We start from the raw sequence: 15731 nt of genomic DNA on the forward strand, positions 1-15731 counted from the left end.
GTTGAGTCAGTAACGAGAGAGAAACATTTACAATTATAATAAATAAACTGAAAGAGGAAGAAGCAATGACAAATAATACTATGAGAAAAGGTTTTATCGCTGTGTTAGGTATGTTATTTTCTGCAACACTTTGGGCGCATGGTGGGGCGGCAGGTACAGATACCGATCAGTGTAAGTTTGAACTAGAGCCAGAGCATTGGATTCATTACACGGCTTATCAACCGATGGCATTTCCAGCTGAAGAATTTTGTGGAAACCTTCCCAATACCGATACATTAACACAGTTAGTTTTTGACTATCAAGATGTTAGATATCGTAATAGAGCGGTAGAGTTTGAAGTAACAAAAGAGCCTGAAGGCAAGCGTGTATTTTTTCAGGCAGCAAAAAAACATAAATCAGGAACGGTTGTTTTAAAGTTAGCTAATGGTGTACCAGAGCCGGGTAAATACTTAATTCATATCACTCTTAAAGGGGCGACTGAAGCTGAAAATCTAGATGCACATATGAGTTTTGTGGCTGGTAAAGGTATGGTAACAAGTAAGATTACCTTATTTATGTATTTCTTATTTGGCTTAGGGGGTTTATATGTTTTATATCTATCTCACGCAGGCTTTAAAGAAAAAGTGGATGGGTTGTTAAAGAAAGATAAAGACGCGTAAGTTAAATCTAATATTTAGGATACTAAATAATGCAGAAAAATCCTTTAGGAATGCTATTGGGTGCTGCTGTCATGCTGATGCCGTTTTCGGCGTCAGCTGTAGTAGGCTTGCCTAAAACAGTTGAAGTAGACCGTGGTGAAGTAGAACCGGTTTGTAATCAGAATGATCCAGAGTGGCGTAAGGCACAAACGATTGAGGGTGTCAAAATGCAGGAGTCGCTACGCTGCAGCCCTGACAACCCATACAATATTGCAATAGAAGTCAAAGGAACAAATAATGTATCAATGGAAACATTGATGAATACCCATTATGCAATGGATAGCATTATTAAAAAAAATGATATGGATGGTGATGGCGACCCTGATTTAATTATCATTAAACTTGAAGTTGCCGAACTAAATGGTCATTCACCTGATTTTGCAGGGTTTGTACCAACTTTTGATATAGCGCCGGGCATACAGCCTGGTATGTGGGTATTCGCACCGAAGTCACGTGGTATGGCAACCAGCAGCTTTGTTGGTACTGATGCTAATCCATTATTAAGAGCGCCTTCACCGGTTATTCGTGTGGAACAAGGCGATATTATCTGGATACAGTTAGAAAATACCCATTATTTCCCACATACGATTCATTTACATGGAGTGGATCACCCCTGGGTAGATAGTTCGGGTGAAGGTAATGATGGTGTACCACAAACCAGTGATAAGTTTGTTTTGCCCGGACAAACTAAAACTTATGAAATACGTCCAAGACAGCCGGGTACGTTCGTTTACCATTGTCATGTACAAACTCATGTGCATTTAGCAATGGGCCTGGTGGGGATGTTTGTGGTAGAAGAAAATCGTCCTAATAACTGGGTGCAGACATTTAATGTCGGTGCAGGACAAGTCAGACACCCTTCGAAAGCAATTTTAGAAGAGTATGATAGTGAATATGATTTACATTATCATGCGATAGATAAGGAATTACATAGTATTATTCAGGAATTTAATGACCCTCGCTTAATCGCGAAGAAAATGAATCGTGAATATGAGATGAATAATTCCACGGAAGATTATTTTACGTTGAATGGTCGCTCATTCCCTTTTACTTTAAGGGAATCGATCATTGTTGCTGAGCCTGATCAAAATATTAAATTAAGGGTATTTAATAGTGCCGGAGAGCAATTAGCTTTGCATACTCATGGACATAAAGCCACTATTACGCATTATGATGGAGTATTACATAACCCCGTCGCGCAGATTATGCGTGATGTTTATGATATTGCACCTGCACAGCGAAATGACTTAAAAATTAATACTACCGATGATGGCTTGCATAGTTATGGGCAAGGCGCATGGATTTTTCATGATCATAGAGAAAAAGGGATTACAACCAATGGTCAAAACCCTGGTGGTAATGTCAGTGCTTTGGTTTATAAGAAATACCTGAACGAGATTGGTTTGCCAAAAACGATTGGTGAGAGTATTGTTCCTTTATTTACTAAGAAATTTCAGGATAGAAAGTTGCCAGTCTGGCAAAATATTGATAGCTGGAATAGTCTGGGTGAAGTGGATGCTTCTGGATATACCCCGCCTCCTGCGAGCGTTCCCGCTGCAGCTGATGTAACGCCAGGTTCAGCAGATATTCCAGTACCTGTAGACAATTCGTTTAGAAATCTTATGTTTGGTCTGTTTTTAGGTATCATGGCCTATTTATTAATTATATATAGAGCAAACCTTATTGCCTTGATTTCAGCATTTAAAGGAGGCAAAGATAATGTTTAAACAATTATCAATCGCAGCGCTAGCATTAGCATTATCCGCTCCTGTTTTTGCTGAAAAAGAGTTTGAGGATCATAACAATATGATGGACCACGGTGATGGCCATTTAATGGATATGACCGGGGGTATGGTGATGGGGCAAAATACTGATATTTTGCCCGGTGGTTGCGATCGTATCGCCGCGACTAAAGAAATTACCGTGCATGCAGGGCATAAATATGCGGAGAAATTTCCAGGTCGGATGTTTGCCTTTGATGTGCAGGAATATCAATTCGAACCTTGTACTAAATTAACCGTTAATTTTGTCAATGATGATGATGTGCGTCACCAGTGGATGATGCATGGCTTACCTAGATATCTTTATCCAAAAGGTATGTTCCACATGGAACTTACAGGACCTGGAAAAATTTCAGGTACTTTGATCTTTCCACCGGGTGATAAAACCTATCTAGTGCATTGCGATATCGCGCAGCACATGGAAAAAGGAATGAAAGGGCAGCTGAAAATCGGTAAAGGTGATGGTGATTTACCCAGTATTCCCGGGGTAACAGCGTATGTTATTCAGGATGATTATTCAGATAGCACTGCTGATAAATCAATTACTGATACGGTTGTTGCCGAAATTACTGAAATGAAAAAGCAGGTTATCGGTAATAACTCTTTCTTTTCAGGACTTACCGTTATTGGTTTAGCCATAGGCTTGATACTCGCGCCTTTGTTAGCGCGTAGATTTAAGGGTATGACCCCAACAGAGGTTATCACTTATATCTTTGACTTGGTCAAACAAGTAGTGGATGTCATTGTTAAAGTCATTAGCTGGTTAATTGGTTTAGTGAAAAAATAACAGCAGAAGTTTAAAGCTGGCTAGTGTTGCACTAGCTTAAAGCCCCTGATGATTCGTTATTAGGGGCTTTTTTATGCGTAAAATTAAGAGAGGATTATAGTGTTAGAGTTATGGGGACTATTTGTTAGCGCCTTTATATCATCAACCATTGCGCCAGGAGGCTCTGAAGCGGTACTCGCTTATTTAGTTGCTGAGAAGGTGCAGCCGGTTATGTTACTGGTTATTGTTGCCACAATAGGTAATACACTGGGCGCATTAACCACTTGGTGGCTAGGCAGCTTAACAGCAAAAAAATTTCCAGCCGAACACCTTCTGGATAAGAACAAGCAAAAAGCTCTGCGCTGGGTACAGCACTGGGGTTACTGGAGTTTGTTGTTTTCGTGGTTACCCGTTGTCGGTGATGGTTTATGTTTCGCGGGTGGATGGTTGAAGTTGCCCTTGTTTTTATCAACAATATTGATAGCTATCGGTAAGTTATTACGTTATCTATTTGTTGCTTATTGGTTTGTATAAGATAAGTACGGCATGCTGTGATAAAATGTTGCGCATTCGTCGTTCGGTTTTTCTAAAAGGCTTTGTAGGGTGTGGCTTTAGCCCGCCAAATACGTAAAGTGATGCAGGCGGGCTAAAGCCACGCCCTACAGGCAATGAGAATAAACTCCTTCTCCAGAGGGAGAAGGTTGGGATGAGGGGGTTTAAATGCATGATTTTATCCTCCTCACCCAACCCTCTCCAGCAAGAGAGGACTTAAGTCAACAGCATTGGCCCATACAGGTATATATAGTTTACGATGTAAGGAGTAGGTTGGGTAGAGGAACGAAACCCAACAATTGAAGTCACTTAAATGCCTGATTGTTTGAGTTCCCAAGCCCCTCCAATGTACGAAACCTGTTGTATAGACGTATTATTAGATGCTTTTAATACCACGGAAGCCACACCCAATAATAATTTATGCAGCAAGCAAAGAGCGACAAACTGAATACAGTTGATCAGGAGAATTAATAGAATGTTACGTTACTTTCCAGTAGCAGGCATAGCATACCCAGACCACAAGCGCGATTATAGTATTGCAGCGTTTACTTTTGTTGCCACAGCTATTTGCTTGACCATAGATGGTAGCGGTAGTCGCGAAATGCAATGGCTACTGGCCTTTTGTGGCTATGCTTTTCTGGTGGTTCTATTGGCGGGGGAATCCAGCTTACTACGTATGCAGGTGGTTGTTGCTTTGCTATTTGCAACAGCCGGTGAAATTTTTGCTTCACCCTATATGGAAGGTTATATATACCGCTTTGGTAGCGTGCCACCTTATGTTCCTGCGGGGCATGGCATGGTTTATTTAACGGCCGTAGTATTAGGCCGCTCAGGTTTCTTTATGCGCCATGCGCGTCGTATTGCTTGGTTTACCGTAATAGCCTGTGGGCTTTGGTCTGTCTGGGGATTAACTCCTTATGCGCAACGTAGCGATCAAATTGGAGCCATCCTGTTTTGTGTGTATTTGCTCTATCTGTTTAAGGGGAAGTCGCCCATGGTTTATCTTGGCGCTTTTTTTATCACTACCTGGCTGGAACTTGTAGGCACCACTGCGGGCACTTGGGCATGGGCGACAGTTGATCCTGCATCCGGGCTTACTCAGGGCAATCCACCTAGCGGCGTCGCTGCCTGGTATTGTCTGGTAGATGCTGTTGCTATGGCAGGCGCTGCTCCGGCATTGCACCTAATACAAAAAATCAATACTCGTATAGTGCAGTTTAAACAATTTGCCCGAGTGAGTAGTAAATAATAGACGCAAGACTTAGGGAAATGGAAACAAAAATTCTACCCAATATTGGATGATTATTAATTACCAGCTCCCTTATCATCGAAAATTAAATAAATATGCACTATATACAACCCAATCAGGATTATCGTTCCCAAAGCACTGAAAATGTCTCTGCAGATGCATTACGAGAAGCCGCAATAAAACATTATGATGCCTGCTATTGGGATTACCTGTTTGCCTGGAGTAGCCGCAACGATTTAGCGCTGCATTATGGTTACTGGGATGAAAACACAAGCTCACATAGCGAGTCATTATTAAATAAAAACCAGAAGCTCTATGAGGCTGCTGATATCCAGTCTGGTGATTATGTTCTGGATGCAGGTTGTGGTATTGGGGGAAGCTCAATCTGGATGGCAAAAAATCATGCTAACCATTTAAAAGCCATTACCATTAGCGCAAAACAAGCTTACTATGCTGGGCAGCATGCAAAACGGCATGGGGTTGCTGAAAACGTTGATTTTGAAGTTTCCGATTTTTGCGCGACACCTTATGCCGATGAAACCTTTGATGTAGTCTGGGGGCTGGAAAGTGTTTGTCATGCCCTGAATAAAGCAGATTTTATACGCGAAGCTTTTCGGGTCTTAAAAAAAGGTGGCAGACTGGTAGTCTGTGATGGTTTTTTAATGCAGAGGGAAGTCGCAGATGAAGATTGGCCCGCTATGGTCGATTGCCTGGATGGCTGGGCAGTACCAAATTTATGCTTACGTGAAGAATTTGAGCAACTGTTAAGCGAGCAGGGTTTTAGTCATATAAAATATGCTGATATCACCGAGCAGACGAAGCCTTCTGCTGATTATATGTATAAGGTTACCAAGCGCTTACAACCGGTGCAAAAAATCAGCCAATGGCTGGGTTTGCGTAGTGAAACCCAGACAGCCAATTTTAAAGTAGGTTTGGCACAACATCATTTATTTCACAATAAACTAGTGGAATACGGTATATTTAGCGCAGAAAAAATTTAATCGTTATTTTAAAACAAGGAAAAATAGAATGAAAAACACACTTTTTATCGCTTTATTAATGCTCTCACAGTCTGTTTTAGCTGAATGGGTGCTGGATAACAAAGCTTCAACACTTGACTTTACTACAACAAAAAATGTCAGTAAAACGGAAGTACAGAGCTTTAATTCAATGCAAGGACAAATTAAGGGTAATAAAGCAACTATCACTGTTGATTTAAGCAGTGTAGACACAGGTATTGAAATAAGAGATCAGCGTATTCAGGAGTTACTTTTTAAAGTTGTAAAATTCCCTAGTGCTACGGCGACTATCAATATTAAAGAGTCCGATGTTAAATTGATGAAAACAGGTCAGGTTAAAAATATGCAAGTGGATGCAGTCATTGATCTACATGGCGTAAAACAAACTGCTCCGGTACGAGTGCAAATAGTAGCTTTAGCAAAAAACTCACGTCTGGTCATTTCCACACATCCGGTTATTATTAATTTAACTAACTATAACTTAATTAAGGGTGTCAATGCCTTGCGTGATATTGCAAAGTTAAAAAGCATTAATGCCGCAGTGCCAGTCACTTTTAGTTTGTTGTTTACCCAAAAATAAGCATTTATTTCGAGTAATGAATGTACATTGTTGTTAGTTGATTCTGTGAGTGCCAGGCATGATTTCGCCTGGTTATAAGCGGAATTAATTAACGGGAGCCTTCGTTAAGAAAGGCATGTTATAGCTATTAATTCATTTTGAGTTGTGCCTTATGCAAAAGAAAAAAAATTTTAGTCTTAGAACAATATTTGTCAGTATTTGTTTAGTATTTCTTTTAAATGCTTGTTCGGATGATGTGCCGAAACAGCAAGCTACTAAAGCGCATAACCCCTGGGATCACTCGCATGAAAAAGTGGTTACTGATGTACTAAAACATGTCTTCGAACATGATTTTTCAGAGGAGTGTGTGGAAAGGGAAGTTAAAAATTCGATTAATAAAGACAATGACAGAAAGCGTTTTAAAAAGCCATGTATGTGTATTGCAGAATACATGATGAAAGATTTAACTGCTGTAGAAGCAGAGAAATTCCTCAAAGAAAAGAAAAGCACTCAGTCTTTAAGAATACGCTTTGAAAATGCAGCGTACCATTGTTTGCAGGATAAACAGCAGCCTAAGTCGCCACAGTTGTTTAATAGATAATGATTTGTTGTCGTCTTATAAGGTGGTAATTTCGCCCTATAGATGTACTTGCAGTAAGTTTATATAGACTTCGCGCGGTCACGACTGCGGATTTCTAGCGAATGAGTGCTTGCCGAAAACTACGTTGTTGAAACCGTTACGTAGCCAGTTATGCGTCAGTTTCAGCGCCCCCGTATCAAGTACGGGGCAGGCTTTGCTATCGACAAAAATAAGCTCAATTTATAAGCGCACCCATGACTGCGCGAAGTATACATATAGGAATAATTGAAGCTCAAACATAGACATGTGATGTAGGGTAGATAACGACTCTATAAAAATTACGCTACGTAAATTTCCCCATTTTCAAAGCGTAATCTTACCCAGGATATTTTTGGCTGGATAGTTTGTAGTTGATAATGAGGAGGGTCATTGAACGACCTCCAATTACCGCCCCAATCAAGTGACTGCTTGGCGTACACGGCAAGATTTTTATAATCTACACTATTATGGGAATATGAACCATCTGGATTAAATATCCCTATATCCCATGCAATTCCAAAATTGTGATTGCTTTTACCGCCGCGCGCATTTGTAACTTTTCTTCCTGGGTTCCCATAGCGACCCTGACGAAAAAGCTTATTTTGCTCTTCATAGGTTCTTGTTCCAGAGATGATCTTAACGTTCACCCCTTGGCTTAAAGCCCTTGTCATAAAATGGCGCGCCTCTTTCTGAGCTTGCATTGACAAGGTAGATATATGCTTTTCGGTTCTGCGGTCAAATGTCCCCAGCTCCTCTCTAGCAACTTCATATTCAGCATCAAATGCATTAGAGGCAGTTTCAGTTAATGGACCCCAAAGGCCATCTAACCTGCCTATATAGAAACCATCAGCCTTCAAAAGGCGTTGGAAAAATAGAACATCATCGCCAAATAATTCGTAACTCATTTAAATTACCTATATTAGTTGAACTGCTAGATTTAAAAACATAAAGCCGAGATGAGTGTCTTGTTTGCCCCTGAAGTTGGCGGCTAGCCCTCATTAAAAAAAGGGTCCGGCAATGCTGGATTTCTTAGTTTAGCAGCGGCACCCGCGCCGACGACAGTAAGACCCGTTGGATCGAGTAGGCCAATCTGGACGAGCATACTCGCTTGGTCCCACAGAATGTGTTCGTAAGCGACCTTGTCACCTTAGATTCCAACGATTACGACAAACACCGCTTCGACCCTTTTTCCGGTCGGCTCAACTTTGGGCAGAATGTGATCCATCTTGATAGTGTGCGTGAACGAGACGATGACCTCATCGACGAGTCGTTCCTCGCTATACGTTCGCGAAATCGTTTCGAAAGTGACGTCAGGTGGGAAAAACTGGCCGATGAGACGCTTGGAATAGAACTATCGTACGCTTTGCAGGGCTTGATTGACGAGGTGTGGATTTGGCGTCATAGTAGCCAGCGTCTCGTTAAGGTCGCCGGTTAATTCCGCATGCATATGCGCATTGAAAATCGCATCGAGTTTCGCCTTTAAATGTGGATTGGACATGCTGTCTCCTCTTCCTGGGTTGAGCGCTGCCTAACTTTTTACTAAGACAAACGCATTTTTTACGCGTCGTGCTGGAGCTGTTTGTTCACTGCCAGATTTATATTAGGCAGGTTGATGAAATTCGATAACATTTTCATCTGGATCTCTTATGAAAAAGAATTTCGCTCCTGCAAATTCTATTTTTTCTGTAATACTGATTCCATGGCTTAAAAGCTGTTCCTCGACAGCTTTGGTATTCGTAATCTCTAAAGCGATATGAGTGTAACCCGTGTGTTTATCAGGAATATCCATCAAGACATTACTAGGTGTTTCATCAGTAGAATTGAGAATAAAATTGATATTTACACCAGAAGGATGCTCCATTATTGCAACAGGTTCTGGGCCAACAGGTCCAACAAGAAATTGGAAGCCTAGCTTTTCATAAAACTGTCTGGACGTTTGAAGGTCCTTGACTCTCAGTCCAATATGGTTAACTCGAGTAATTTCTTTCATAAATACTTCCTATTATTTGAAGGCAGTTAATGTCGAGTTGAGATGCCCTTTTTCCCTGATAATGAAACATCAGATTCAGGTCTTTCCATGAAGTACTAAAATATAATTCATTCACAATCTATTAAATAGATACAGAAAACATATTCCAAAGGATAGATAAGGTCATCGAATGCGCCTGCAGCATTGTCTGACTCAGGCACCCACCTGATCTTCTAGCTGTTTTACAAGTTCAGGCGCCAAATCGAGCGCTTGAGCCAACTGATCAAGATATTCTCGTTCTGGTTCGTTATCAACATCGATCACAAAACGTGAGGCAAGGTAAATTTCAGCTGCCGCCTCAGGCGAATCGGCACCAGCTGCGATGTCCTGTACATTCAAGGGCTGGATCAGTTCATTCGTCAGAAATTCGGATGCGCGCGCACCTAAATTTAACTGTTTCAATTGCTCGTTAATCTTTTCAAGCTCCTGCTCATCGATATGCCCGTCGGCCTTGGCAGATGCAACCATCGCTCTCAACAGGACGTGGCTGCGTTTATTTAGATCCGCACCGCTCAACGCGTCTACATGATTGTCAGGGTCCGATGCACCGCCATCCTGCTGGGCTTGCCATTTCTGATAGGTTTGATAGGCAATACCACCAATAGCGGCCAAGCTGCCTAGCTTAAGTGTTGTACCTGTCAGTTTACGACCGCTCTGGGTGCCTAATAACATGGCTAAAGCCCCGGTAGCCAAAGCCCCTTTTTTCGCTCCGAAAATCATAGCATCCCGTTGCCCAGCATCTTCCGGCAAAGTTATATTTTCGTCAACCAGGCCTTTCCCTTTTGAGGCAAGTTCCTGGCCAGACTGTAAAAAAAGATCTAATAATCCTTTTGTATCCATGGTATTCCCCTAAGCAAGTTGGTATATTCCTTCTTTTGAATATGTTTTTAAAAATATGAATCTACTTTAAATTTCATGGCAAAACGAAGATCAATTCAATTAGGCTAAAGCCTTTTGAGTTATTAAATCCGCCAAAGATGGTAACTTGTACTGACCGCTGACTCTATCATAAATGTAATCATAAATGCTAACGCCTATTTTTTTAGGGGCCTGATTGATGGTCATAAATGTATCTTTTTTTTCATTCACTTTTCGCTTCGCGTCTTGAATAACTGGAGTGAATCACTGTAACCTTGCAAGGAAAGCTTTCGCCTTCTTGGTCGCTTGCTCGACACTTGCTATGACTAGGTTTTTAAATTGTCCGGTCTTGCGAACTTTTATGCCGATTTGATGGTGAAGATATATTGATACCCAACACAAATCAAGTAATTGATTTGCAGAAAAAAAGTAAAAAAAGGAAGCAAAAAAAGAGAACAGGAACTAATTGGCTGGCCTGTTTTGCTGATGGGATCGCCGAACTGATTTTTTTGTAATAACTGTAGATATGTAGCTTGATATAATGGGCTTTGCAATACTCGGCCTGAGTTAAACTCTGGCTTGCCATTGCGGTATATGCTCTTGCATAGCCACTTGATTTTGAGATGGTCTGATAAATGCCTCCAGAGTTAATTGGAGGGAAGTCGTTTGTCCTATTTAAAAGTAGTTTAGAATGTGTATTTTAATTAACGCTTACAATGAAGCGCTCCGTGTGGACCCGCAGGCGGGATGCTGAGGTAAGAGCTGGAGAGAAACCAGCTCTTACCCGATTGTGCGTTGATTGAACGGCAGTTCACGGCCATTAACGGACTGCCAAATTATTTTCAATTAATTCCGAGCTCAATCATAAAGTGATTTTGAGCGACTTTTTTACTTTCAATCGAGTCTGACCCCTTTGGTTTTCTATCGTGCCGGGCTTGTCCAACAAACGGTTCAGATTGTGGCTCGCTTCGCGATCACAATCTAACCTTATTCGTTAGGCAATATCATTGCCACATCGCATGGTAGATTTGCCGAACCTTATTTCCACCTATATTCGTATTCGGCCTTCGTTTAATCACCTGCGATAATCTTTTTGACATCATCAAGGCCAAGTGCATTGCCTCCAATACCCCAGTTACCACTTTTCACTTCATTAACCACTACCCAAGTGACACCCCGAAGTTTCTCGCTTGTTACCTCTGTGACAGCGTTTGTGATTTTTTGAATTAAATCCTTTGTTTGTTCTTGGGTAAGTTCATCTTCAAATACCTTCACTTCAACAAATGGCATTTTCATTCTCCTGGTTTTGCCGCTTGTAATTTATATCAGGCAACACATGCGGCTTTTCTATATTGCCTAACAGCTTAGTAGAGGACCTAAAAGTCGCAATGTATTGGGTCTTTTAGTGTCGTCTATAAATTTATTTTACAGATAAGAAATTGTTATTACAAGAGATCTTGTCTAGCAAATCAGGGCAATCGCACTTAAAATTTAGTTGACTTTACAAAACTCCGAGAACTCAATAGTTTGTAGGTTTTTAGCTTTCAAAGTCTGCAAGAATTAGAAAAAAATGTAAATTACAAAAACTTTAACTTATTGATTTTCATAGCAACAAATTTAAGTTCGAGTGCCCTATCTAGCAAATACCCCTAAAGCTAGAAGTTATTACGACACGCTAAAATAAGTGCATGTTTAAGTTTTAATCATCTACTACAATGGTTAAAATTTAGTGGCACCGGATAGGTCAGGGCTTCGCAGCCCTTCCCCTCCTAAGAACCGTACTTGCGAGTTTCCCAGCATACGGCTCAAGCCCTTTAAAAGCCGAGTATATTCGACCCGATCGCTCATTTCTTATTAGTGGTCATATTACCCTCTAATCAAGGTTCTTTCCAGTGTTGTACTGGCTAAAAATAAACGATCATAGTTTCGTGTACGACATTGTTTCTCTGCACGGTCTTTAAAGTATTCCCGATAAGCAGGGTCATAAGGGTTAGCTTCGCCACGAACTTTAACGTGGTAACGGATAGGCACGTCGGCCATCCGAAATAACCCTAACCATTGTCGCTTCCCTTGTTTATTGATCACAAACGTACCGAAATTACTTCGTCCTTCTATGCGAGAACGATAACGGTGTGTTATCCATGCATTGGTTTTACTACGGTGGCAATGTCGCAACCAGCGACGTACACCATAATATATTTCATTATCCAACGTATTGAATAAACGTTTGGCCACGACCTGACGGTTTGAGAAAGCCCAGCCTCGAAGTTTGCTGTTCAATTTTCTAAGCATCGCTTCAAAGGGTAGCTTTTGCGATTCTTTAAAGAAAATTTTCAGCATTTCCCGAAACTGAGTGACTTTCTTTTGAGAAGGGCAGATTATCAATTTATCTTTGAACTTTCTAAGGGTAAACCCTAGAAAATCAACCCCTTCTTCAATCGGGCGTAGATGTGTCTTTTCCTCTGATAATGTCAGCCCTCGGGGCTGAAGAAAGTCTTTTACCGCAGGTAATATTTCGTCGCGTAGAATGCCTTCCGTTGCCCCCGTAATAACAAAATCATCCGCATAGCGGATCACGTTGAGTTTGCGGTGTTTCTTATTGCGTCCTTTTATGACGACAGTTTCCAGCCCATCCAAGGCCATATTGGCTAAGATAGGGGAAATAATACCGCCTTGCGGTGTGCCTTCATGACTATCATAGTACTTTGACTTCTCCATATACCCTGACTTGAGCCATTGTTTCAGTACCTTTTTCGGTAGCAGAATGTGCTCAAGCAGCCAGTCGTGGCTGATACGATCAAAACAGGCTTTAATATCAGCATCTAGTACCCAGGGCGCTGCCCTGCGTGTTGCCAGCGCTATAAAGCATTGCTTGACTGCATCATGTACACTACGTTTTTCCCGAAACCCATAAGAATGCTTGTCACCTAATGTTTCGGCAACAGGTTTTAGGGTCAATGCGTATAATGCTTGCATCGCCCGATCATGCATAATGGGGATGCCGAGAGGACGCAGTTTGCCATTGCTTTTAGGAATCCAGCAACGACGTAAGGGATGGGCTTTATAGCCCCGTATTTTTAGTTGTGACACGGCACACCAATAGTGCTGGTGTGTTTTCCAGATAACACCATCAATTCCTGATGTTCTTTTACCTTTGTTAGAAATGATTCGCTTTACGGCCAGCATTCTGGCATAAAACGAACGACTCAGAAGATATTGCAAAGCTTTCACCTTGTGCCATCGTCCTCGCCGTACGGCCTCTGCGATACGCATTTGCAGCCGATTAACCAAACACTCAACAATGGACCAGTTGACCTGATTCCAGTTCTGTTGATTGGCAGAAGGTGCACCAGCCATACAGGCCGTCATTTGCGTTTCCTTCTCAAAATCGGTTCTCCAAACTCTTTCGCAGAAAAGCACCAAATGGACGTGGGCACACTTTCGTGTCGGACAAATCTTGAATCCGTATCGACTACATTACATAATCGCCTTCGCTTTTTCCATTCTCTCATCGACGTACCGCCTTCGGCATCCCTTGCGGGCAGCTTTCTCCATCGCTGGAGGACGATACGACATTGCCACGTTCCACATAAATATCTTAACGAACGACTTAGGTGCTGCCTGTATCCCAGCAGTGCTTTATCTGCGTGAAACCGACGTTATAACAGTTCCACTGACTACCCACCTGTTGGTTACAGCCTATCAGTGCTTTTGGCTGCTCTTTTGTTAACGGGACTTCAAGACGACAGTTCACATTACATTCACCCTATCATTCCATCCTAGCTCCCGTCCGCCTTAGCACTGGCAGTTACGATTCCCCTCACGGTTCCTCTTATACGAGTTTCATTGTCCCAGACGCTTCACACCACATCCGTGTCGCATGGCCTGGTAGGATACTGGAGGCAGAACTCCAGGTTGCGCCTCACTTAAAAAAAAGTGATTTACAACATATATTTATGCAACTTCGTGTCGCAACTAACGCCAAAATCAGCGCGCAGTTTAAAGAGGCGCGCTTTTTTGCTTCGCAAAAAATGTGACGCTTTAAACTGTCCGCTGGATTTTTTTGTTGGACGAAGCCGCTATCGCGGAGAAAAACAGCGCATCCCTTAAATTTAAAGTGTAACCTCATTGCCTGTTATATGCATAACAGGTAACTTGTAAGCTCATCCAACTAACAATAATGAGGTTACACTGTTATGACACCATCGATAGAGCTTAAATTCAACCATTATTATATCCAGCACTGTAAGCATTTAAAGCTTAAGGGACTGCAACCCAAAACCATTGACGCTTATTCACGCGCTATTCGCCGTATCGGGGAACACTTTCAGGGGCATCTGGATAACTTAACGCAAGATCAACTGGTGGATTATTTTCATGCTCTTTTAAGCCGCCTTTCCTGGAGTGCCGTGAAACTAGATCTCTATGGTCTCAAGTTTTTCTATACACATGTGCTACAAAAGCCGTGGGTTGATGTGCTAATGATTAAACCACCACGATGTACGCGTATACCCGATATTGTCACTGTGGTTGAAGCACAACAACTGTTTATGTCGACCCGTAATCTAAGCTATCGAGTTTTTTATTTTACGATTTACAGTCTAGGTTTACGTTTGGGCGAGGGCTTAAGCCTGAAAGTAGGTGATATTGATGCGACACGCATGCGGGTACATATTCGCAATGCCAAAGGCAATAAGGATCGGCTTGTGCCTTTGCCTGTGAATACCTTGAAGGTGTTGCGTAAGTTTTGGGCTGTGCATAAAAATCCAGTGCTGTTATTTCCCAGCCGTGCCCGGGGTTTAAAAGGTGCACATCTTGCTGAATCGCCCCTTGATCGCGGTGGAGTTCAGAAGACGATCAAAATCAGTTACGCTCCAACCAAATCAGCGCGCTACATGCAATGAAACGCAGTCGTACACAGCTGAGTCCTGTGATGCAGGTTAACTGTGCAGACTGTGACTATCAAACCTTTGTGCCTCACTCCTGTGGCCAGCGTAACTGCCCGCATTGTCAGCATTATGACAAATCGGCAGGAAAGCCGATTTGCACAGCTTCAGCTGCCCGTAGGGTAAAGGTGCATGGATGCACCTTTATGATTGTCAGCAGTGGATTGAGAGACAAGTGCAGCGACAAGTCACTGCTGATTATTTTATGAATACCTTTACCTTACCTGCGCAGTTAAGGTCGTTAGCCAGGCAGCACCCACGTTTACTTTATAGCATGATGTTTGACTGTGCCTGGGCGACTTTACAGAGTTTCAGTAAAAATGATAAGTAGTTGCGAGGCGATCCCGGGGCGATTGCAGTTTTACACGCGCATTCACGCGAACTAAATTATCATCCGCATATTCATGTCATTATACCTGCGGCAATTGTGGACAAAATCAAGAAGCTCTGGCGCACTAAGGAAGGCAAATACCTGTTTCATCATAAAGCACTGGCGAAAGTATTTCGTGCAAAGATGCTAACACGTATGAACGAAGAAAAACTGCCATTCCCTACGGCTATTCCGAAACAATGGGTGGTGGATTGTAAGTTTGTCGGTGCAGGCGATAAAGTCTGATTATGCAGTTTACTCATCCAATAAAAATAAAAGCGCTTT

The 15731-nt window shown here is 42.0% G+C and carries 16 protein-coding genes and 2 pseudogenes; 11 read left to right on the top strand and 7 right to left on the bottom strand.

Translation table 11 applies throughout. The annotated features are described in order from the left end of the window. Positions 1-65 precede the first annotated feature (65 nt). The 8 genes from ACQY3F_RS23130 (at position 66) to ACQY3F_RS23165 (ending at position 7225) form a co-directional block, all read left to right on the top strand. Positions 66-659, top strand: a complete 594-nt coding sequence (locus ACQY3F_RS23130) for a hypothetical protein (RefSeq protein WP_428357524.1) — start codon at positions 66-68, stop codon at positions 657-659. A gap of 29 nt (positions 660-688) precedes the next feature. Continuing rightward, on the top strand, positions 689-2425 hold the full coding sequence (locus tag ACQY3F_RS23135; protein ID WP_428357525.1) for a multicopper oxidase domain-containing protein: 1737 nt from the start codon (positions 689-691) through the stop codon (positions 2423-2425). Continuing rightward, on the top strand, positions 2418-3266 hold the full coding sequence (locus ACQY3F_RS23140; protein WP_428357527.1) for a copper oxidase: 849 nt from the start codon (positions 2418-2420) through the stop codon (positions 3264-3266). The genes ACQY3F_RS23135 and ACQY3F_RS23140 overlap by 8 nt, the downstream gene beginning before the upstream one ends. A 99-nt stretch (positions 3267-3365) precedes the next feature. Then, a complete protein-coding gene (locus ACQY3F_RS23145) occupies positions 3366-3779 on the top strand; it encodes a YqaA family protein (protein WP_428357528.1) in 414 nt (137 codons plus the stop codon). A gap of 493 nt (positions 3780-4272) precedes the next feature. Continuing rightward, positions 4273-5046, top strand: coding sequence for a hypothetical protein (locus ACQY3F_RS23150; RefSeq protein ID WP_428357530.1), 774 nt, complete (start codon positions 4273-4275; stop codon positions 5044-5046). 95 nt (positions 5047-5141) lie between these two features. Continuing rightward, positions 5142-6047, top strand: a complete 906-nt coding sequence (locus ACQY3F_RS23155) for an SAM-dependent methyltransferase (protein ID WP_428357531.1) — start codon at positions 5142-5144, stop codon at positions 6045-6047. Positions 6048-6075: 28 nt separating this feature from the next. Next, the gene (locus ACQY3F_RS23160) at positions 6076-6645 is read left to right on the top strand and encodes a YceI family protein (RefSeq protein ID WP_428357533.1); all 570 of its coding nucleotides are present in this window, start codon (positions 6076-6078) and stop codon (positions 6643-6645) included. A gap of 151 nt (positions 6646-6796) precedes the next feature. Next, a complete protein-coding gene (locus tag ACQY3F_RS23165; RefSeq protein ID WP_428357534.1) occupies positions 6797-7225 on the top strand; it encodes a hypothetical protein in 429 nt (142 codons plus the stop codon). Between the two features lie 317 nt (positions 7226-7542). Here ACQY3F_RS23165 and ACQY3F_RS23170 read toward each other — a convergent pair whose 3' ends face one another. The 7 genes from ACQY3F_RS23170 to ltrA all read right to left on the bottom strand — a co-directional run bounded on the left by ACQY3F_RS23170 (position 7543) and on the right by ltrA (position 13499). Continuing rightward, on the bottom strand, positions 7543-8148 hold the full coding sequence (locus ACQY3F_RS23170; protein WP_428357535.1) for a D-alanyl-D-alanine carboxypeptidase family protein: 606 nt from the start codon (positions 8146-8148) through the stop codon (positions 7543-7545). A gap of 446 nt (positions 8149-8594) precedes the next feature. After that, a complete protein-coding gene (locus tag ACQY3F_RS23175; RefSeq protein WP_428357537.1) occupies positions 8595-8741 on the bottom strand; it encodes a hypothetical protein in 147 nt (48 codons plus the stop codon). Positions 8742-8843: 102 nt separating this feature from the next. Further along, positions 8844-9233 carry a VOC family protein gene (locus ACQY3F_RS23180; RefSeq protein ID WP_428357538.1) on the bottom strand — a complete coding sequence of 130 codons (390 nt, stop codon included), beginning with the start codon at positions 9231-9233 and terminating at the stop codon, positions 8844-8846. Positions 9234-9425: 192 nt separating this feature from the next. Further along, positions 9426-10112, bottom strand: coding sequence for a tellurite resistance TerB family protein (locus ACQY3F_RS23185; protein WP_428357540.1), 687 nt, complete (start codon positions 10110-10112; stop codon positions 9426-9428). 99 nt (positions 10113-10211) lie between these two features. Then, complete coding sequence (locus ACQY3F_RS23190; protein WP_428357541.1) at positions 10212-10361, bottom strand: hypothetical protein; 150 nt, start codon at positions 10359-10361, stop codon at positions 10212-10214. 840 nt (positions 10362-11201) lie between these two features. Beyond that, positions 11202-11420, bottom strand: a complete 219-nt coding sequence (locus ACQY3F_RS23195) for a tautomerase family protein (RefSeq protein WP_428357542.1) — start codon at positions 11418-11420, stop codon at positions 11202-11204. Positions 11421-11996: 576 nt separating this feature from the next. Further along, positions 11997-13499: a group II intron reverse transcriptase/maturase gene (ltrA, locus tag ACQY3F_RS23200; protein ID WP_428353824.1), complete on the bottom strand. Its 1503-nt coding sequence runs from the start codon at positions 13497-13499 to the stop codon at positions 11997-11999. Positions 13500-14326: 827 nt separating this feature from the next. Here ltrA and ACQY3F_RS23205 point away from each other — a divergent pair. From ACQY3F_RS23205 to ACQY3F_RS23215, 3 genes and pseudogenes are all read left to right on the top strand, one after another. After that, positions 14327-15034, top strand: a complete 708-nt coding sequence (locus tag ACQY3F_RS23205; protein WP_428357544.1) for a tyrosine-type recombinase/integrase — start codon at positions 14327-14329, stop codon at positions 15032-15034. After that, positions 14989-15151, top strand: a pseudogene (locus ACQY3F_RS23210) (transposase zinc-binding domain-containing protein); the annotation flags it as partial. The gene ACQY3F_RS23205 and the pseudogene ACQY3F_RS23210, both read left to right, overlap by 46 nt. Before the next feature lie 79 nt (positions 15152-15230). After that, positions 15231-15690: pseudogene (locus ACQY3F_RS23215) on the top strand (IS91 family transposase); the annotation flags it as partial. Positions 15691-15731: the final 41 nt, after the last annotated feature.

This window comes from Methyloprofundus sp. (assembly GCF_965251085.1).
Classification (GTDB): domain Bacteria; phylum Pseudomonadota; class Gammaproteobacteria; order Methylococcales; family Methylomonadaceae; genus Methyloprofundus.